Raw genomic sequence first — 16,801 nt, 5'->3', positions numbered from 1 at the left:
ACCTGTCCGTGGCCCCTCCGCATCCCCACGTGTCACCCGACCGATTTAATTGGCCGTACACGAAAGGAACAGCGCGCCATGGATGCTCACAGGCAACCCGCCGGCCGGCGCCCGGCAGCCTTCATCCGCAACTTCATGAGCAACGAGGCCTCGGGCGGCATCCTGCTGATGGTCGCCGCGGCGCTGGCTCTGGTGGTGGCGAACTCCCCCCTCTCCGCCGCCTACTTCGACACGCTGCACACCTACGTCCTGGGGCTCAGCATCGGCCATTGGATCAACGACGGGCTGATGGCGATCTTCTTCCTGCTGGTCGGGCTGGAAATCAAGCGGGAGATGCTGGACGGTCAGCTGTCCACCTGGTCGTGCCGCATCCTGCCGGGCGTCGCCGCGGCGGGCGGCATGCTGGTGCCGGCGCTGGTCTATCTCGCCTTCAACAGCGGCAATCCGGAGACGGTGCGCGGCTGGGCGATCCCGGCGGCGACCGACATCGCCTTCGCGCTCGGCGTGCTGTCGCTGCTCGGGCCGCGCGTTCCCGTCTCGCTCAAGATCTTCCTGACGGCCCTGGCGATCATCGATGATTTGGGCGCGGTCATCATCATCGCCCTGTTCTACACCGCCGACCTGTCCCTCCCCGCGCTCGGCGTGGCGGCTCTGCTCCTGGCGGTGCTGATCGGCCTCAACCGGTTCGGCGTGCGCAGCCTCCCGCCTTATCTCGTCCTCGGCGTGGGCCTGTGGGGCGCGGTTTTGCTGTCCGGCGTGCACGCGACGCTGGCCGGCGTGACCCTGGCCCTGACCATCCCGCTGCGTCCCGTCTCCGGCGCGGCGGCGGACCCGCATGCGCCGCTGCTCCGGCTGGAGCACGGCATCCATCCCTGGGTCGCCTTCCTGATCGTCCCGGTCTTCGGCTTCGCCAACGCGGGCGTGTCCTTCGCCGGGATGGACGCCTCGATCCTCACCGGCTCGCTGCCGCTGGGCATCGCGCTCGGCCTGTTCCTCGGCAAGATGGTCGGGGTGTTCGGCACCGCCTGGCTGACCATCCGGCTGGGCTTCGCCGGCATGCCGGCGGGGGCCAGCACCGCGCAGCTCTACGGTGTCGCCCTGCTGTGCGGCATCGGCTTCACCATGAGCCTGTTCATCGGCGCGCTGGCCTTCCCGACCTCGCCGGAGCTGGGCGACGCGGTGAAGGTGGGCGTCTTCGCCGGGTCCATCCTGTCCGCGACGGCCGGGGCCCTGGTCCTGCGGCTGGTCTCGGCCAAGGACGCCGCGCCGTCCCTGCACGCCGCGGGGGCCGACCGCGGCGCGTGACCGGAGGGGGCCTTTCGGGCCCCCTCGCCAGCCCCCTGCTCGCATCGGCCGTGAAGGACGGCGCCGTCAGGGGTGAATCGTCAAGGATGATAGTTCTGATCCGGGGGCTGGCCGGGCGTCATCGCGACGACCGCCCCGGAGGTCTGGGTGCTCCAGTCGTTCAGGCCGGAAATCCAGGCGTTGCCCGCGATCTTGGTCCAGGCATTGCCATTCCATTTGTAGTGGACGTGGGCGCGCACCGTGATCGGGTCCAGGCCCTCGACGGCGACGTTCGACCATTGGACGGTCAGGGTGTACTGGTAGCCCCGCTCGGCCCAGGCCGCCTGCGGCACCGGCGCGAAGATGGGGTTGGCATCGTACGGCCCCGGATTGGCCAGAAGGGTTGTGGCTGCGGCGATCTTCCGCTGGTTCGGTGCGACGTAAGGCATCGTCGGGATGCTCCTGATCGTTGATCTCCAAGGGCCGCGCCGGCAATCCAGGCGCCGCCCCATACCACAGACGCCCAAACGCCCAGGATGTGAAAGCCACCCCCTCGATCCCGCGCACAAGAAAAGGGCCGGAGGCTTTCGCCTCCGGCCCCTTCCCGACGACCGGCCCCGATGACCGGCCCCGACGACCGGTCAAAAAAACCGCCCGAGATCAGTCCCTCAGATTGCCGCAGGCGCGCTGGATGCGCTTGCAGGCCTCTTCCAGGGCCTCGGTGCTGGTGGCGTAGGAGATGCGGAAATGCGGGGCGAGGCCGAAGGCCGAACCCTGGACGACCGCGACGCCTTCCGACTCCAGCAGGTAGGTGACGAAATCCTCGTCGGTCTCGATCACCTTGCCATCCGGCGTCGTCTTGCCGATGGTGCCGGCGCAGGACGGATAGACGTAGAAGGCGCCTTCCGGCTTCGGGCAGGAGATGCCCTTGGCCTGGTTCAGCATCGACACCACCAGATCGCGGCGCTGGGCGAACACCGCCGCGCGCTCCTTGATGAAGTCCTGCGGACCGTTCAGCGCCTCGACGGCGGCGGCCTGGGCGATCGAGGTCGGGTTGGAGGTCGACTGGCTCTGGATCACGCCCATCGCCTTGATCAGCGCCTTCGGGCCGCCGGCGTAGCCGATGCGCCAGCCGGTCATGGCGTAGGACTTCGACACGCCGTTGACGGTCAGCGTGCGGTCGTACAGCGCCGGCTCGACCTGGGCCGGGGTCACGAACTCGATGCCGTCGTAGAGCAGGTGCTCATACATGTCGTCGGTCATCACCCAGACCTGCGGGTGCTTCACCAGCACGTCGGTCAGGGCCTTCATCTCGTCGCGCGTGTAGGCCGCACCCGACGGGTTCGACGGGGAGTTCAGGATCAGCCACTTGGTCTTCGGCGTGATCGCCTTCTCCAGGTCGGCGGGCTGCAGCTTGAAGCCCTGCTCGGCCGGGCAGGAGACGAAGACCGGCGTGCCTTCGGCCAGTTCCACCATGTCCGGGTAGGACACCCAGTAGGGGGCCGGGATGATGACCTCGTCGCCAGGGTTCAGCGTCGCCATCAGGGCGTTGTACAGCACCTGCTTGCCGCCGACGCCGACCGTGATCTGGTCGGGCGCGTAGGTCAGGCCGTTCTCGCGCTCGAACTTGGCGCAGATGGCCTTCTTCAGCGCGGGCGTGCCGTCCACGGCGGTGTACTTGGTGTCGCCGGCCTGGATGGCCTTGATGGCGGCGTCCTTGATGTTGTCGGGGGTGTCGAAGTCCGGCTCGCCGGCGCCGAGGCCGATGACGTCGCGACCGGCCGCCGCGAGCTCGCGGGCTTTCTGGGTGACGGCGATGGTCGGCGAGGGCTTGATGCGCGACAGACGGGACGCGATGATCGACATGGCGTACTGGCCCCTATGACGAAGGTGGCGGAAGGTTCGGGTGAGAACTTGGTATGACCGCGCGAACGCGACGCGGGACCTTACTTCCGCCTTATTGCTCTTGCAAGCCGATCACTCCCCGAGCAGGGCGGTTTCCCGGCAGACGGACGCGCCGTTCGGCGCGGAAGCCGCTTGCTGCACCGCACAGGCCCGGCTTGACAGCCCGCGCGGCGGACGGGGTATCTTACCTCTTTCTAATCGAATCCATCATCCGGAGGATCTGCATGCTCACCCGCGTCACGCTGGCCGCCACGGCCGCCCTGCTCCTCGTCGGCGGCACGGCGATGGCCCAGGATTCGATCAAGGCGCGCAAGGATGGTTTCCAGACCAGCAAGAACGCGATGGCCGAGATCAAGGACCTGCTGGGGAGCGACAAGGTCGCCCAGGTCGGCCCGGCCGCCCAGCGCATGAGCGCCTTCGCCGCCCAGATCCCCACCCTGTTCCCGGCGGGCAGCGACAAGGGCGACACCAAGGCCAAGGCCGATATCTGGGCGAACAACGCCGACTTCACCGCCAAGGCCCAGGCCTACGAGGCGGCCGCCAAGGGGCTGGAAGCCGCCGCCGCCACCGGCGACAAGGCCGCCACCGCCAAGCAGTTCGCCGCCGTGGGCGGCGCCTGCAAGGCCTGCCACGAGCGCTACCGCGCCGACTGATCCGGCCGGTCCGCAAACGCGTCCTTCCCCGCCGGTTGCGGGGAAGGGCCCTTGCGGCGAGCCTCAGCCCGCCTGAACCACCGCCGCCACCAGCCCGGCCGCCGCGGCCAGCACGGCCAGAGCCAGCGCCGCCGGACGGCGCTTCGGCGACTCGACCGGCGCGTCCGCCGGGATCGCCTTCCGCCCCGTGACCATCGGGCGGATCAGGTTGTCCCGTTTCACCACCAGATAGGCCAGCACGGCCAGCACATGCACGCCGATCAGGATCAGGATCCCGTCGGCCAGGATGCGGTGCAGCGTGCTGAAGGCGGCCACCACGCCCCCCGACGCCTGCGCCACCAGCGGCCCGTCCACCAGGATGTCGTCGGAGGTGAAGAGCCCGGCCACCGCCTGGAGCGTCAGCGCCCCGAGCAGCGCCACCACCATCAGCCCGCCCATCGGGTTGTGCCCGACGACCGGGGCGGAGTCCTTGCCGCCGCGCCCGACGCGAACCATCCCGCAGGCGTAGGCGAGGACGGCGCGAGGCCCCTTCACGAAGTGGCTGAAGCGCGCGGTCTGGCTGCCGATCATTCCCCAGACCAGCCGGAACAGCAGGAGCGCCAGGATCGCCTCCCCCGCCAGCATGTGGATGGTCATGCGGTCGGTCTTGGCGGAGACCACCGCAACCGCCACCAGAAGGACCAGGCCCCAATGAAACAGGCGCGTCGGCAAGTCCCAGACCGCCACCTCGCGCCGGGCCGTCGTCCGATTTGTGGTATTACCAGCAACCATGAATCACCCCTCGCTTCTTCTGTTCTTCCTTCGACTATGCCCCAAGGCGGTGCCTTTTGCCCAGCTTTCGAAAAAAAAGCGACAATCAGGGGATAACCAGACGTCGCAGCACTGTCATTGCACTTGAAGAAGCGGGCGGACGACGGATATGACGTACTCAAAAATCCGGTCCAACCCCGTCCCAACCCCATCCAAGCAAGGATGCCCGCGTCATGCCCGACAAGCAGCTTCTCCACCTCGTCTTCGGCGGCGAACTTGTCCGTCCCGACTCCGACCAGTTCGTCGATCCGACGAAGGTCCACATCGTCGGCATCTTCCCCAACTACGACGAGGCGTACAAGGCGTGGCGCGGCGCCACCGGGATGACCATCGACGACGCCCACACCCGCTACTTCATCGTACACCTGCACCGGCTGCTCGATCCGTCGGCGGACGGGCACAAGCACGATTGACGGATGGCGGCAAACGGCGGCGCGGGGAACCCTCCGCGCCGCCGCCGCGTTGAGGACCCCCGATGGCGGTCTTCTTCACCAGCGACACGCATTTCGGCCATGCCGGCGCGCTCAGCCGCTTCCGCCGCCCATTCGCGTCGGTCGCAGAGATGGACGAGGCCATGGCGGCCAACTGGAACGCCACGGTCGGCCCGGACGACGAGGTGTGGCACCTCGGCGACTTCGCCCTGCACCGCAAGCCGGACGCCATGGCGGCGCTGCTGGAGCGCCTGCACGGCACCAAGCACCTGATCACCGGCAACAACGACGGCCCCGCCACCCTGGCCCTGCCCGGCTGGGCGAGCGTCCAGGCCTATGCGGAGCTCCTGCTGGGCGAGCGGCGGCTGGTGCTGTGCCATTACGCCTTCCGCACCTGGAACGGCATGTACAAGGGCGCCCTGAACCTGCACGGCCACAGCCACGGTCAACTGAAGGGCATGCCCCGGCAATTCGACGTCGGCGTGGATGTGTGGGATTTCCGCCCGGTCATCGTCGAACAGATCCTGGCCTCACGGCAACGGACGAAGAAGCCGGACCAGTCCACGCGCATGCCGTGACAGCCGGCCCGCCGCATCCGCACCGCACTTTGATAATAAGAATAGTTCGCATTCCAAGCGTGATGCGGCTATACCGGTTCGACCGGCCTTCCGGGCGATGGCCCCACGGGCGCCGGTTCCCTCGCCTCCGTCATTCCGCGCGTCTGTGCCCGACACCCTCCGCCCACCGCTGCCCGACGATACCCGTTCCCGGGGCGCCCGATGACGGGCTCCATGGGCGCCTGGGCGCGCAAGATCGCGGAACTGTTCGATGCCCATCGACTGCGCGTGGAGCGTGCCATCGCACGGCGGACCGGCGATCCCCAAACGGCGGGCGATCTCGCGCAGGACGCCTTCCTGCGGCTGGCCCGTCTTCCCGATGGCGAGGCGATCCAGAACCCCGCCGGTCTGCTGTATGTGGTGGCCGACCGCGTGGCGCTGGACCATTGCCGGGCCGCCAGGCGCCAGCGCCTGCGCGAGGCCGGTCCGCCCGACGAGGAACTGCCCTCCTCCGGCCCTGCGGCCGATGCGGTGGTGGAGCGGAACCAAATCATGGCCCGGCTGCGCGGCGCCATTGACTCCCTGCCGCCCAAGACCCGGGACGTGTTCCTTCTCTATCATGTCGAAGGCTTGTCCTACCGCGCCATCGGCGAACGGCTTGGCATCTCCCCCCGCACGGTGGAGTACCATCTGCGCACGGCGCTGGAGCAGTGCCGCGCGCGCATGAAGCGGCGGCCGCTGCGATGATGGGCCAGGCCAAGGTCCCGGCCGGCCATTTTCTTTGAGGGATCGGGCGCCCTCGACCGTCTATCCAGACACGAGACGACCCAAAACACGGGACAACGGGAGCGCTCAGCGGGACGCGATGGATCATCAGGACGGACAGCGCAGCGAGCCGGCGGACGGCGGACAGGATGAGGACCGGCTGTTCTCGGAAGCCAACGCGTGGCACTTCCGCCTGCAATCCGACGACGTCAGGCCGGCGGAGCGCGCCGCCTTCGCCGACTGGCTGGCCCGCAGCCCGGCTCACGCCCGTGCCTGGACCGCCCTGCAATCCCTTCTTCACGACCTGAAGGAACCCGCGCGCGCCGCCTACGCCATGTCCCGCAGCGCGCCGCGCCGCCACCCCGCGGCGGCCGGCGTGCGGCGCCTCGCCGCGGCGATGACCATCCTGCTGGTGGTCGGCGGCCTTGCCGCCTGGCACGGACCGACGCTGTACCAGAACGCCGTCGCGGATCAGGTGACCGCGACCGGGCAGCGCCGGAGCTTGACCCTGCCGGATGGCTCGACGGTCGACATGAACGGCGACACCGCGCTGGCGCTCGATTACCGCGATGGCGAACGGCGCGTCCGGCTTCTGCGCGGCGAAGCGTGGTTCAGCGTCACGCGCGACCCCGACCATCCCTTCGTCGTCGACGGCGGGGCGGGGGCCGCCCGCGTGCTGGGAACCCAGTTCAGCGTCCGGCGCGAGAGCGAGCGCACGACGGTCACCGTAGGCGAAGGGCTGGTGGAGGTCGTCGCCCATCGGAACGCCGACGGCAACGCCCCCTGGCCCGACAGCGTCCGCCTGCGCCCCGGCGAGACCGCGGAGGCCGACGCCAACGGCCTGACCGGGCCGCGGGCGGTGGATCCCGCCGTCGCCTTCGCGTGGCGCCAGGGCCAGATCGTCTTCCGCCAGCAGCCGCTCGCCTCCGTCATCGCGGTCCTGAACCGGCAATGGCCGGGCCGGGTGGTGCTGCTGAACGACGAGGCGGCGGAGCGCGTCGTGTCCGGCGTCTTCGCGCTCGACCGGCCGGACGCCGTGATCGACGCGCTGGAGCGCGGCCTCGGCGTGCGCGCCACCCGCATCACCCCCTACCTGACCCTGCTGCGCTGAAAAAAACGGCGGGACCTGAAAAAACTTCCCAGGGTTCGCCGCGCGCCCGTCGTCATGTCCGGGAAAGGGAGAATGAGACGCAATCGCAGAAAGCGATGCGCTCTCTCACCGGACGACAGAGGCGAGCGATGACATCGGTGAAGTGTGAAGCGACGGGTGTGACGAACGGACGCCGGGACAGCGTCCAGGGTGGGCGACTGGGACGCGGGCTCACGGGGCGGCTCCCGGGCCGGCTTATGGGGCGCCTCCTGGCGACGACGATGCTGATCGTGCCGGGCCTGCTCCTGTCCGGCGTCCCCGCGGCGGTGGCGCAGCCGACCCAGGAGTCGATCCCGGCCGGACCGGTGACCTTCGCCATCGTGCCGCAGTCGGTGGACGGGGCGCTCGTCGCCTTCTCCACCGCCACGCGCATCCAGGTGCTGACCCCCGGCGCCGTGACCCAGGGCGTCAATTCCCCCGGCGTCAGCGGGTCGATGACCGCGCGCGAGGGGCTGAACCGCCTGCTTTCCGGCACCGGACTGGCCGCCCGCTTCCTCAACGCCGAAACCGTGACGGTCGAGCGCGTGGCCGCCGGCGACGCCGTCCTGCTCGATCCGCTGCAGGTCGAAGGCAGCCGGGGCGCCACCGGCCCCGGCGCCCTGCCCCCGGCCTATGCCGGCGGCCAGGTGGCGCGCGGCGGGCGCATCGGCGCGCTGGGCAACCAGGACGTGATGGACGTCCCCTTCTCCGTCACCAGCTACACCGCCGAAACCATCCGCAACCAGCAGGCGGACACCATCGCCGACGTCCTGGCCAATGACCCGGCGGTGCGCAGCAGCCTCGGCTACGGCAATTTCTCCGAGAGCTTCGTCATCCGCGGCTTCCAACTGGCGGGGGAGGATCTGTCGGTCGACGGCCTCTACGGCACCGCTCCGCGCCAGATCGTCGCCACCAACATGTTCGAGCGCGTGGAGGTGCTGAAGGGCGCCAACGCCTTCCTCAACGGTGCTGCCCCCAGCGGGTCCGGCATCGGCGGCGGCGTGAACCTCGTGCCCAAGCGGGCAGAGGATGATCCGCTGACCCGGCTGACCGCAAGCTACGCCATGGACAGCCGGCTCGGCCTGTCTGCGGATGTCGGGCGCCGGTTCGGCGACGCCAAGCAGTTCGGCGTGCGCGCCAACGCCGCGGTCCGCGGCGGTGACACCGCCATCGACGGCGAAGAGCGGACGCTGAAGCTCGGCTCCCTGGCGCTCGATTACCGCGGCGAGCGCGCCCGCGTGACGCTCGATGTCGGCACCCAGACCCAGCGGGTGGAGCAGGGCCGCCCCGTGGTCTATGTCGGCAGCTTCGTCCCGGCGGTGCCGTCGGCCTCGCAGAACTACGCGCAGCCCTGGAGCTACTCGCGGATGCGCGACACCTTCGGCCAGATCCGCGCCGAGTACGACCTGCTGCCCAACCTGACCGCCTACGGCGCCTTCGGCCTGCGCAGCATGCGCGAGGACGGCGACTACGCCTCCCCCACCATCACGCGGCCCGACGGCACCGGCACGGTCCGGCGCCTGACCGTCCCGCGCGAGGACGACACCGTCACCGGCCAGGGCGGCGTCCGCGCCGACCTGCAGACCGGCCCGCTGCGGCACCAGCTGAACGCCGGCGCGTCCGCGCTGCGGACGACCAACAACAATGGCTTCGAATTCGGTACGACCTCCACCATCAACCTTTACAACATGGTCGGCTTCCCGCGCCCGGCGACGACCTCGGCCAGCGGCATGGTCGGCGACCTGCCGAAGGTCAGCGAGTCGGTGCTGCGCAGCGTCTACGCGTCGGACACCGTGTCGATCCTGAACGACCGGGTGATGGTCACCGCCGGCCTGCGCCAGCAGAACATCCAGGTCCGCGGCTACAACCGGGCCAACGGCGCCCGCACCTCCGACTACGACCAGTCGGCGCTGACGCCGGTGGTCGGGCTGGTGGTGAAGCCGGTCGAGGCGCTGTCGCTCTACGCCAACCGGATCGAGGGGCTGGCGCAGGGGCCGACCGCCCCGTCCACCGCGGCCAATTCCGGAGAGATCTTCGAGCCCTACCGGTCGGTCCAGTACGAGGTCGGCGGCAAGCTGGACTTCGGCAGCTTCGGCGGGTCGCTGTCGCTGTTCCAGACCACGCAGCCCAGCGGCGTCACCGACGCGTTCACCCGCGTCTACAGCGTGTCCGGCGAACAGCGCAACCGCGGCGTCGAGCTGATGCTGTACGGCGAACCGGTGCCGGGCGTCCGGCTGCTGGGCGGCGCCACCTTCATCGATCCGGAGCTGAGCGACACCGGCAGCGCCGCGACCGAAGGCAAGGACGCCGTCGGCGTGCCGCGCCACCAGTTCAACGCCAACGTCGAATGGGACCTGCCCTTCCTCCCCGCGTCCTTCCCCACCGTGACGCTGACCGGGCGCGTGATCCACACCGGGTCGCAGTATCTCAACACCGCCAACACGTTGAAGATTCCCAGCTGGACCCGCTTCGACGTCGGCGCGCGGATGATCGCCGACGTCCAGAACCGTCCGGTCGCCATCCGGGCGGCGGTCGAGAACGTGACCGACAAGGCCTACTGGGCGTCGGCCTCCGGCGGCTACCTCAGCCAGGGCAACCCGCTGACGGCCAAGCTGTCGGTGTCAGTGGACTTCTGAGGCCGGATTTCCGACCCGGCAAAGCCATGACGGCGGCATGAGGGGGCCCCGATGACCAACCGAACCATCCGGATCTGGACCCTGATCCACAAATGGACCAGCCTGATCTGCACGATCTTCATGCTGCTGCTGTGCCTGACCGGCCTGCCGCTGATCTTCCATGACGAGATCGAGGCGCTGACGGCGGAGGACACGCTTCCGCCCATGCCGGCCGACACGCCCTTGAAATCGCTGGACGAGGCGGTAGCCTCGGCGCTGGCGACCTACCCCGGCGAGCGCCCGCTGTTCCTCAGCTTCGACGTGGATCGGCCGGTGGTGAACGTCACCACCGGCCCGGGGGCCCGCCCCCCGGTGTCGCAGATGCACATCTCGGCCATCGACCTGCGCACCACGCGAATTCTCGCCGACCTGAACGACGACGGCGGGTTCATGCATGTGATGCTGCGCCTGCATGTGGACCTGTTCGCCGGGCTGCCCGGCGAGTTGTTCCTCGGCTTCATGGGCTTCCTGCTGTTCCTGGCCACCCTGTCGGGGGTGGTGATCTATGCCCCCTTCATGCGCAAGCTGTCCTTCGGCACGGTGCGGGCCGGGCGCGGCCGGCGGCTGAAATGGCTCGACCTGCACAACATGCTGGGCATCGTCACGCTGATGTGGGTGGTGGTGGTCGGGTTGACCGGCGTCATCAACACCCTTTCCGTGCCGCTGGTCGCCTACTGGCGCGCCAACGAGCTGGCGGCGATGATCGCCCCCTACGAGGGCAAGCCGGTTCCGGAGCGCTTCGCCTCGGTCGACGCGGCCGTCCGCACCGCCATGGAGGCCGCCCCCGGCATGCGACCGCAATTCGTCGCCTTCCCCGGCGTGCGCTTTTCCAGCAACCACCATTACGCGGTGTGGCTGAGGGGCGCCACGCCGGCCACCAACCGCATCCTGACCCCTGCCCTGATCGACGCCGAGACGGGGGCCTTCACCGACATGCGCTCCATGCCCTGGTACATGCTGGCGCTGCGGTTGTCGCAGCCGCTGCATTTCGGCGACTACGGCGGGCTGCCGATGAAGATCCTATGGGCGGTGCTGGACCTGCTGACCATCGTCATCCTCGGCAGCGGCCTGTATTTGTGGATCGCCCGCCGCCGCCTTGTCCAGGCTCGCCGTGCCCAGGATCATGCCGCCGCGAGCCCCGGCCTGCGCGCCACCGCCGGGGAGGCTGCGGAATGACGCCGCGCACTCCCTTCCGACCGCTGGCGGTCTTCGGCATTCCCGTGGCGATCGCGCTTGTCACCGCCGTCGGGCTGATCGCCGCCCTGCTGGATGACGGCGTCGTGGACGCCGTGTCCTGGGCAGCACTGTCGGTCCCCGTGCTCGCCGCGGTCTGGTCCTGGCGCAACCGCAACCGCTGAACGCAGCTCATCGTGCCGCCATGGGGAGCGATGCATGCCATTGTCTGGTATGCTTCGCGGTCGGCGACCGCCTGTGGGTGCTTTGCGGCTGGACCCCGATCCCCCAGCGGCTACAATGCGGTATTGGGTAGCAAACACACCCGCGCAAATCGTTCGTAGACAAAAGGAGCCGCCGTGGGTGGCCCTTTTCTGTTAGCGGGGCGCGGAAAAATGACCATATTCCGGCTTTTTGCCTCCGCTGAGGCTGAAAATGCGGGTTGCGGCGGGCGATTTGGTCGAGACGGAGCGTTTTTCCTCGCTCTGAGGCTCCTGGAACCGCCGTTCAGGCGGATTGCGGGCGTGATTATGCCGCAGCCAGCGGCTTGGGCAGGCGGATCAGGTTGTAAGCGGTGGCGGTCAGGGTGAACATCCAACCGACACGGACTGCTCTGCGATGGCGCGTCTTGCGCAAGCCGGCTCCCTTGATCCAGCCAAAAACCTCTTCGATCCGCTTGCGGACTCGGAGGCTGACGGCGTAGCCGGGATGGCGGGTGGTCCGGCCGTCGATCGCCGAGCGGCGGTTGCTGGTGTTCCGGGCAACGTGCGGAGCCACGCCCAAGTCTCGCATGTCCGCCACGAAATCCTTGGTGTCGTAGGCCTTGTCGGCGCCCACCGTGATGCGGTGGCGCCCGGGGATGGCCTCGACCATCGACACCGCCGCCTCGCGCTCGGCCAAGCCGGTGGCCGCGGTGAGCCGGACATCGACCAACAGGGCGTGGCGGTTCTCCATCAGCACATGCCCCATGAAGGCCAGTTTGGCCGGTGGCCCGTTGCCCTTGCGATACAGCCGCGCCTCCGGATCACTGGTCGAGGCATGGGTCTCGTTGGACCGCTTCTCACCATGGAAGTCGCGCTCGCCGTTGCGCTCCGGCCCCGGCGGCTCGCCGCTGCCGTCCTTGGGCCGGAAGCTCTTCACCGACGCCCAGGCTTCGATCAGCGTGCCGTCCACCGAGAAATGTTCGTCCGACAGCAGCGCCTTGACCTTCGGCTGACCCAGCACAGTCGCCAGGAACTTGGCCGCCACATCGCCAGCCAGCAGACGCTCGCGGTTCTTGGTGAACACCGTCACGTCCCACACCGGCGCGTCCATGGACAGGCCGACGAACCAGCGGAACAGCAGGTTGTAATCGAACTGCTCCATCAACTGGCGTTCCGAGCGCACCGAGGAGAAGGCCTGGAGCAGCAGCGCCCGCAGCAGCTTCTCCGGCGGGATCGACGGCCGCCCGATCTTCGAGTACAGACCCTCGAAGGCTGGCGACATCACCTCCAGCGCCTCGTCCACGATGGCCCGGATCGCTCGCAGCGGGTGGTGGGCCGGAACCCGTGCCTCGCAGCTCACGTAGCTGAACAGACTCTCGCTGCGTTCGTCCGAACCCCGCATCGTCCCCTCGTCGGCCGCGTTCTCCTCAACCGAAAAGAATCACGAACAACCGGCTGGGCACAGCCTTTTTCCGCGTCCTGCTAGAGGCCGCTTGAGCGGCCACGCTCCAGCCACGCCGCGGCACCGAGGACGCGGAATGACCGTATTCCCACGCCCCTTCACATAAGGCGGTTGGCCGATTCTGATAGGCGCTTTGTCCGGAATTGCCCTCTGCCGCTTGTTGAGTCAGCGAATAGTATGCGGTGCAATGTATACCACAGCAGCGCCGCAGCGGACCGTCCGGATCTTTTCGGCCATCTCCGCAGGTGAAGGCTGCCCTTTGCAACCTGAAGCAACGGAGCATCGCCATGCGACCTATTCCGGTGACTGTGTTGACCGGATTTCTCGGGGCCGGCAAGACGACCCTGCTCAACCGCATCCTGGCGGAGCGTGGCGGCGAGCGGACCGCCGTCATCGTCAACGAATACGGTGAGCTTGGCATCGACGGGCTGCTGGTGACGGCGACGGACGAGACGATCGTCGAACTCAACAACGGCTGTGTCTGCTGCATCGTCCGCGGCGACCTGATCGAGGCGTTGATAAGGCTGGCCGAGGGCGAGCGCGGATTCGACCGGGTGGTGATCGAGACGAGCGGCCTCGCCGACCCGGCCCCCGTCATTCAATCCTTCGTGCTGGACGAAGGGCTGCGTGGCCGCTTCGCACTGGACGCCATCATCACCGTGGCCGATGCCCGCCACCTGCCCTTGCAACTCGGCCATGACGAAGCGCGCGAACAGGTTGCCTTCGCCGACGTGATCCTGCTGAACAAGATCGACCTGGAGCCCGCCGCGGTGCTCGACACCGTGGAACGCGAGATCCGCCGGCTCAACCCGCTGGCCCGCATCCACCGCACCGAGGAATGCGCCCTGCCGCTCTCGGAGATCCTGGGCATCGGCGCCTTCGACCTGCAGAACATCCTGCGCCTCGACCCCGATATCCTGGATGAGCATGAGCACGAACACGACGCCGGCATCGGCTGCGTGGCCTTTCGCGAACCCGGACGGCTCGACCCGGCGGCCGTCGACCGCTGGCTCAACCAGCTTGTCCAGGACAAGGGGCGCGACCTGCTGCGCGCCAAGGGCGTGCTGGACCTCGACGGCCAGGGACGCCGCTTCGTCTTTCACGGCGTTCACATGACGCTGGACGGGCGGCCGGGCCGCCCTTGGAAACCCGGCGAGGAACGGCTGAACCAACTCGTCTTCATCGGGCGCGACCTCGATGCCGAAAGGCTGCTGGAGGGGCTTCGCGGCTGCGCCGTCGCGGCGGACGTCGCCGCCCTCTGACGCTTCTGTTTCCGTTCCCGATTGCAGGAAGCACCCAATGAAGCTGCAACATTACCTCGGGGGCCTGGAGGGTCTCGGCCCCATCACCGTCGAAACGCGTGTCTTCGTGGAGGAGTGGGAGACGCGCATCTTCGGCATTCACACGGCGATGATGGCGCTCAGCCCGCAATTGCCGCTTCCCCCCACGCCGAGCGCCTTCCACACCGTCTGGACCTGGGCCCATCTGCGCACCGGAGCCGAAGGGCTCAACCCTTTCGATTATTTCAAATACCGCTACTACGAAAAGTGGCTGGGCGGCATCAGCGGCTACTTCATCGAGAACGGCTACATCACGGAGGAGGAGCTGGAGGCCCGCACGGCGGAGTATCTGGCTGATCCGGAGAAGCCTCTGCCGCAAGGCGGCGCGCCGGAGATCGACCAGCGCGTCGAACGCTATCTGGCGGAAGGGGATTCCCCGAAGCGTGACGTCGCGATCCAACCCGACTTCCGGGAAGGCGACACGGTGACGGTCAGGAACGTGCCGACGCTTGAGCACACCCGCCTGCCCGGGTTCCTGCGCAACCACAGCGGCGTGGTCGAGACGGTTTATCCGGGCGCCTACGGCTATCTGACCGACACCGGGACGGACGGCGTCGGCGCGCCGATGCCCGTCTATTGCGTGCGCTTCGAGGCCAAGAACCTGTGGCCCGGCAACACGGAGCCGAATGTGACGCTCTATGCCGATCTCTACGCCGCCTACGTCACCAAGCCCGTTGCCTGACCGGAGCCATCGCGAATGACCGATCGTTTCCATCATCCCGACGACCGCGAGGCCCGGAGCGCCGCGCGCGTCCGTGCCCTCGAAGCGCTGCTCATCGAAAAGGGCGTCATCACCAGCAAGACCGTGGACACGGTGCTGACCGTGTTCGAAACGAAGATGGGCCCGTTCAACGGCGCCAGGATCGTCGCCCGCGCCTGGGTCGACCCGGCCTTCAAGCAACGGCTGATCGAGGATGCGCCGGCCGCCATCGCCGAAATGACGGATCTGCCGGAAGGCATGGCCGGGGCCGAGGGCGAGCACATGCGCGCCGTGGCGAATGGCGAGGGCGTCCACAACCTGGTCATCTGCACGCTCTGCTCCTGCTATCCCTGGCCGGTGCTGGGGCTGCCGCCGTACTGGTACAAGGACCCGACCTTCCGCAGCCGCGCCGCCCGCGAGCCGCGCGCCGTGCTGAAGGAGTTCGGGCTCACCGTGCCCGAAAGCACCGAGGTCAAGGTCTGGGACAGCAGCGCGCAGATCCGCTGGTTCGTCATTCCCGAGCGCCCCGCCGGGACCGAGGGCATGAGCGAGGAGCAGCTTGCCGCCCTGGTCACGCCGGAAGCCATGATGGGCGTGGCGGTGGCGGCGTCCGCCTGACCCCCGAACCGGCCCTTCAGAACCGCCAGGAGGAACGGGCATGCTGACCCGCTTCGAACATTTCGCCCTGACCAGCATGGCCGGGGCCGAGGATTCCCCGCCCCGTGCCAACGGCACCCTCTGCTTCGCGGAAGAGTGGGAGCGGTCGGCCTTCGGCGTGGCGCTTGCGCTGGCCCGGGAGGGCCATTTCGAGTGGGAGGATTTCCGCCGGAACCTGATTGCCGCCATCGGCGACTGGGAGCGGACCCAGGCCCCCGACGGCCCCTCCTGGAACTACTACGAACAGTGGTTGAGCGCCCTGGAGGCGACGATCCTTCAATCCGGCCTCGCGACGCCCGACGAATTGTCGGCCCGCCTCGCCACCGCCACTGCGACTGCCGACACACGGCCGGCCTGACACCATCATCCGAACATCGGGAGACGTCCATGCACATCGAACCCGGCATGCTGTCCGCCGCGAAGATCGTCGGCGCCAACGCGGCCGCGCTCAGCCTTCTCGCCTCGTACACTCCGGCCTTCCTGCGCCGGCCTCTCGAATGGGGCAAGGCGCTCCTGGCGGCTGCCTTCTTCTCGGTCTTCATGGAGTTTTGGCACCAGCCGGTCGGCCCGTCGGAACTGCATTTCATCGGCGCCTCGGCCATTTATTTCATCTTCGGATTTCCCGCGACCCTGTTCGGGTTCGGCATCGGACTGGCGCTGCAGGCGCTGCTGTTCGAGCCGCAGGATCTCGCGCATCTCGCGGTGAATTCGCTGTCGCTGATGGTGCCGTTGGTTGCCGCACACGCCATGGGTGGAAAGCGCCTGTTGGAATCCGGCGGGCTGGCCTCGATCCGCTGGTCTTCGGTGCTGCGCTTCGACGCCGTCTATTACAGCGGCGTGGTCGCCATGGTCGGCTTCTGGCTGATGCTGGGCGAACGGGCGACGCCGTTTGCGGACTGGGCGGTCTTCGCCGCCGCCTATCTGCCGGTCGTGCTGTGCGAACCGGCGATCAGCTGCGGGCTTCTGCGGGCGCTGGGCCGGCTGGACGCCGGCAACCCGGTGCTTCGCGTCACCACGCTCCGCAGCCCGGCTCTTGCCTGATAGTTGGCATGCCAAA

The 16,801-nt window shown here is 68.4% G+C and carries 18 protein-coding genes; 14 read left to right on the top strand and 4 right to left on the bottom strand.

Features of this window, described 5'->3' with window-relative positions; genetic code table 11:
* Positions 1-78 precede the first annotated feature (78 nt).
* Positions 79-1,305, top strand: a complete 1,227-nt coding sequence (nhaA, locus tag FHW79_RS04220) for a Na+/H+ antiporter NhaA (protein WP_183177801.1) — start codon at positions 79-81, stop codon at positions 1,303-1,305.
* Positions 1,306-1,385: 80 nt separating this feature from the next.
* Here nhaA and FHW79_RS04215 read toward each other — a convergent pair whose 3' ends face one another.
* Complete coding sequence (locus FHW79_RS04215) at positions 1,386-1,733, bottom strand: hypothetical protein (RefSeq protein WP_183177800.1); 348 nt, start codon at positions 1,731-1,733, stop codon at positions 1,386-1,388.
* 211 nt (positions 1,734-1,944) lie between these two features.
* Positions 1,945-3,150, bottom strand: a complete 1,206-nt coding sequence (locus FHW79_RS04210) for a pyridoxal phosphate-dependent aminotransferase (RefSeq protein ID WP_183177799.1) — start codon at positions 3,148-3,150, stop codon at positions 1,945-1,947.
* A 263-nt stretch (positions 3,151-3,413) separates the two neighbouring features.
* On the opposite strand from FHW79_RS04210, the gene FHW79_RS04205 reads away from it, so the two are divergent.
* Positions 3,414-3,842, top strand: coding sequence for a cytochrome c (locus FHW79_RS04205; protein WP_183177798.1), 429 nt, complete (start codon positions 3,414-3,416; stop codon positions 3,840-3,842).
* A gap of 63 nt (positions 3,843-3,905) precedes the next feature.
* On the opposite strand, the gene FHW79_RS04200 is transcribed toward FHW79_RS04205, so the two are convergent.
* Positions 3,906-4,613: a cytochrome b/b6 domain-containing protein gene (locus FHW79_RS04200; RefSeq protein WP_183177797.1), complete on the bottom strand. Its 708-nt coding sequence runs from the start codon at positions 4,611-4,613 to the stop codon at positions 3,906-3,908.
* Positions 4,614-4,825: 212 nt separating this feature from the next.
* Here FHW79_RS04200 and FHW79_RS04195 point away from each other — a divergent pair, with 212 nt between their 5' ends.
* The 7 genes from FHW79_RS04195 (at position 4,826) to FHW79_RS04165 (ending at position 11,567) form a co-directional block, all read left to right on the top strand.
* Positions 4,826-5,065, top strand: coding sequence for a DUF4170 domain-containing protein (locus tag FHW79_RS04195; RefSeq protein WP_035675610.1), 240 nt, complete (start codon positions 4,826-4,828; stop codon positions 5,063-5,065).
* Positions 5,066-5,127: 62 nt separating this feature from the next.
* Positions 5,128-5,661 (top strand): metallophosphoesterase family protein, encoded by a 534-nt coding sequence (locus FHW79_RS04190; protein ID WP_183177796.1) that lies wholly within the window; start codon positions 5,128-5,130, stop codon positions 5,659-5,661.
* Positions 5,662-5,862: 201 nt separating this feature from the next.
* Positions 5,863-6,387 (top strand): sigma-70 family RNA polymerase sigma factor, encoded by a 525-nt coding sequence (locus FHW79_RS04185; RefSeq protein ID WP_183177795.1) that lies wholly within the window; start codon positions 5,863-5,865, stop codon positions 6,385-6,387.
* 118 nt (positions 6,388-6,505) lie between these two features.
* Positions 6,506-7,516, top strand: coding sequence for a FecR family protein (locus FHW79_RS04180; protein WP_183177794.1), 1,011 nt, complete (start codon positions 6,506-6,508; stop codon positions 7,514-7,516).
* A 236-nt stretch (positions 7,517-7,752) separates the two neighbouring features.
* A complete protein-coding gene (locus FHW79_RS04175) occupies positions 7,753-10,170 on the top strand; it encodes a TonB-dependent receptor (RefSeq protein WP_247884176.1) in 2,418 nt (805 codons plus the stop codon).
* Between the two features lie 51 nt (positions 10,171-10,221).
* Positions 10,222-11,385: a PepSY domain-containing protein gene (locus FHW79_RS04170; RefSeq protein WP_183177793.1), complete on the top strand. Its 1,164-nt coding sequence runs from the start codon at positions 10,222-10,224 to the stop codon at positions 11,383-11,385.
* Positions 11,382-11,567: a hypothetical protein gene (locus FHW79_RS04165; RefSeq protein ID WP_149165700.1), complete on the top strand. Its 186-nt coding sequence runs from the start codon at positions 11,382-11,384 to the stop codon at positions 11,565-11,567. The genes FHW79_RS04170 and FHW79_RS04165 overlap by 4 nt, the downstream gene beginning before the upstream one ends.
* A gap of 343 nt (positions 11,568-11,910) precedes the next feature.
* Here the strand turns inward: FHW79_RS04165 and FHW79_RS04160 are convergent, their stop codons facing one another.
* The gene (locus FHW79_RS04160) at positions 11,911-12,987 is read right to left on the bottom strand and encodes an IS5 family transposase (protein ID WP_183177792.1); all 1,077 of its coding nucleotides are present in this window, start codon (positions 12,985-12,987) and stop codon (positions 11,911-11,913) included.
* 368 nt (positions 12,988-13,355) lie between these two features.
* Between FHW79_RS04160 and FHW79_RS04155 the strand changes: the two genes are divergently transcribed.
* Genes FHW79_RS04155 through FHW79_RS04135 form a run of 5 tightly spaced genes read left to right on the top strand, consistent with a single transcriptional unit; the run spans position 13,356 to position 16,785 of the window.
* A complete protein-coding gene (locus FHW79_RS04155; RefSeq protein ID WP_348984073.1) occupies positions 13,356-14,309 on the top strand; it encodes a GTP-binding protein in 954 nt (317 codons plus the stop codon).
* A 37-nt stretch (positions 14,310-14,346) separates the two neighbouring features.
* Positions 14,347-15,069, top strand: a complete 723-nt coding sequence (nthB, locus tag FHW79_RS04150) for a nitrile hydratase subunit beta (protein ID WP_183177790.1) — start codon at positions 14,347-14,349, stop codon at positions 15,067-15,069.
* A gap of 15 nt (positions 15,070-15,084) precedes the next feature.
* Positions 15,085-15,705 (top strand): nitrile hydratase subunit alpha, encoded by a 621-nt coding sequence (nthA, locus tag FHW79_RS04145; RefSeq protein WP_183177789.1) that lies wholly within the window; start codon positions 15,085-15,087, stop codon positions 15,703-15,705.
* Positions 15,706-15,745: 40 nt separating this feature from the next.
* Entirely contained in the window at positions 15,746-16,102 is a 357-nt protein-coding gene (locus FHW79_RS04140; RefSeq protein WP_183177788.1) for a nitrile hydratase accessory protein, read from the top strand.
* A gap of 29 nt (positions 16,103-16,131) precedes the next feature.
* Complete coding sequence (locus tag FHW79_RS04135) at positions 16,132-16,785, top strand: energy-coupling factor ABC transporter permease (protein ID WP_183177787.1); 654 nt, start codon at positions 16,132-16,134, stop codon at positions 16,783-16,785.
* Positions 16,786-16,801 lie beyond the last annotated feature (16 nt).

This window comes from Azospirillum sp. OGB3 (assembly GCF_014192915.1).
Taxonomy (GTDB): domain Bacteria; phylum Pseudomonadota; class Alphaproteobacteria; order Azospirillales; family Azospirillaceae; genus Azospirillum.
This window is presented reverse-complemented; position numbering and strand designations above follow the sequence as displayed.

What these genes read in the sequence shown, in the direction of transcription:
- nhaA (WP_183177801.1), top strand. Translation starts at nt 79, where the DNA reads ATGGATGCTCACAGGCAACCCGCCGGCCGGCGCCCGGCAGCCTTCATC.
- FHW79_RS04215 (WP_183177800.1), bottom strand. Translation starts at nt 1,733, where the DNA reads ATGCCTTACGTCGCACCGAACCAGCGGAAGATCGCCGCAGCCACAACC.
- FHW79_RS04210 (WP_183177799.1), bottom strand. Translation starts at nt 3,150, where the DNA reads ATGTCGATCATCGCGTCCCGTCTGTCGCGCATCAAGCCCTCGCCGACC.
- FHW79_RS04205 (WP_183177798.1), top strand. Translation starts at nt 3,414, where the DNA reads ATGCTCACCCGCGTCACGCTGGCCGCCACGGCCGCCCTGCTCCTCGTC.
- FHW79_RS04200 (WP_183177797.1), bottom strand. Translation starts at nt 4,613, where the DNA reads ATGGTTGCTGGTAATACCACAAATCGGACGACGGCCCGGCGCGAGGTG.
- FHW79_RS04195 (WP_035675610.1), top strand. Translation starts at nt 4,826, where the DNA reads ATGCCCGACAAGCAGCTTCTCCACCTCGTCTTCGGCGGCGAACTTGTC.
- FHW79_RS04190 (WP_183177796.1), top strand. Translation starts at nt 5,128, where the DNA reads ATGGCGGTCTTCTTCACCAGCGACACGCATTTCGGCCATGCCGGCGCG.
- FHW79_RS04185 (WP_183177795.1), top strand. Translation starts at nt 5,863, where the DNA reads ATGACGGGCTCCATGGGCGCCTGGGCGCGCAAGATCGCGGAACTGTTC.
- FHW79_RS04180 (WP_183177794.1), top strand. Translation starts at nt 6,506, where the DNA reads ATGGATCATCAGGACGGACAGCGCAGCGAGCCGGCGGACGGCGGACAG.
- FHW79_RS04175 (WP_247884176.1), top strand. Translation starts at nt 7,753, where the DNA reads ATGGGGCGCCTCCTGGCGACGACGATGCTGATCGTGCCGGGCCTGCTC.
- FHW79_RS04170 (WP_183177793.1), top strand. Translation starts at nt 10,222, where the DNA reads ATGACCAACCGAACCATCCGGATCTGGACCCTGATCCACAAATGGACC.
- FHW79_RS04165 (WP_149165700.1), top strand. Translation starts at nt 11,382, where the DNA reads ATGACGCCGCGCACTCCCTTCCGACCGCTGGCGGTCTTCGGCATTCCC.
- FHW79_RS04160 (WP_183177792.1), bottom strand. Translation starts at nt 12,987, where the DNA reads ATGCGGGGTTCGGACGAACGCAGCGAGAGTCTGTTCAGCTACGTGAGC.
- nthB (WP_183177790.1), top strand. Translation starts at nt 14,347, where the DNA reads ATGAAGCTGCAACATTACCTCGGGGGCCTGGAGGGTCTCGGCCCCATC.
- nthA (WP_183177789.1), top strand. Translation starts at nt 15,085, where the DNA reads ATGACCGATCGTTTCCATCATCCCGACGACCGCGAGGCCCGGAGCGCC.
- FHW79_RS04140 (WP_183177788.1), top strand. Translation starts at nt 15,746, where the DNA reads ATGCTGACCCGCTTCGAACATTTCGCCCTGACCAGCATGGCCGGGGCC.
- FHW79_RS04135 (WP_183177787.1), top strand. Translation starts at nt 16,132, where the DNA reads ATGCACATCGAACCCGGCATGCTGTCCGCCGCGAAGATCGTCGGCGCC.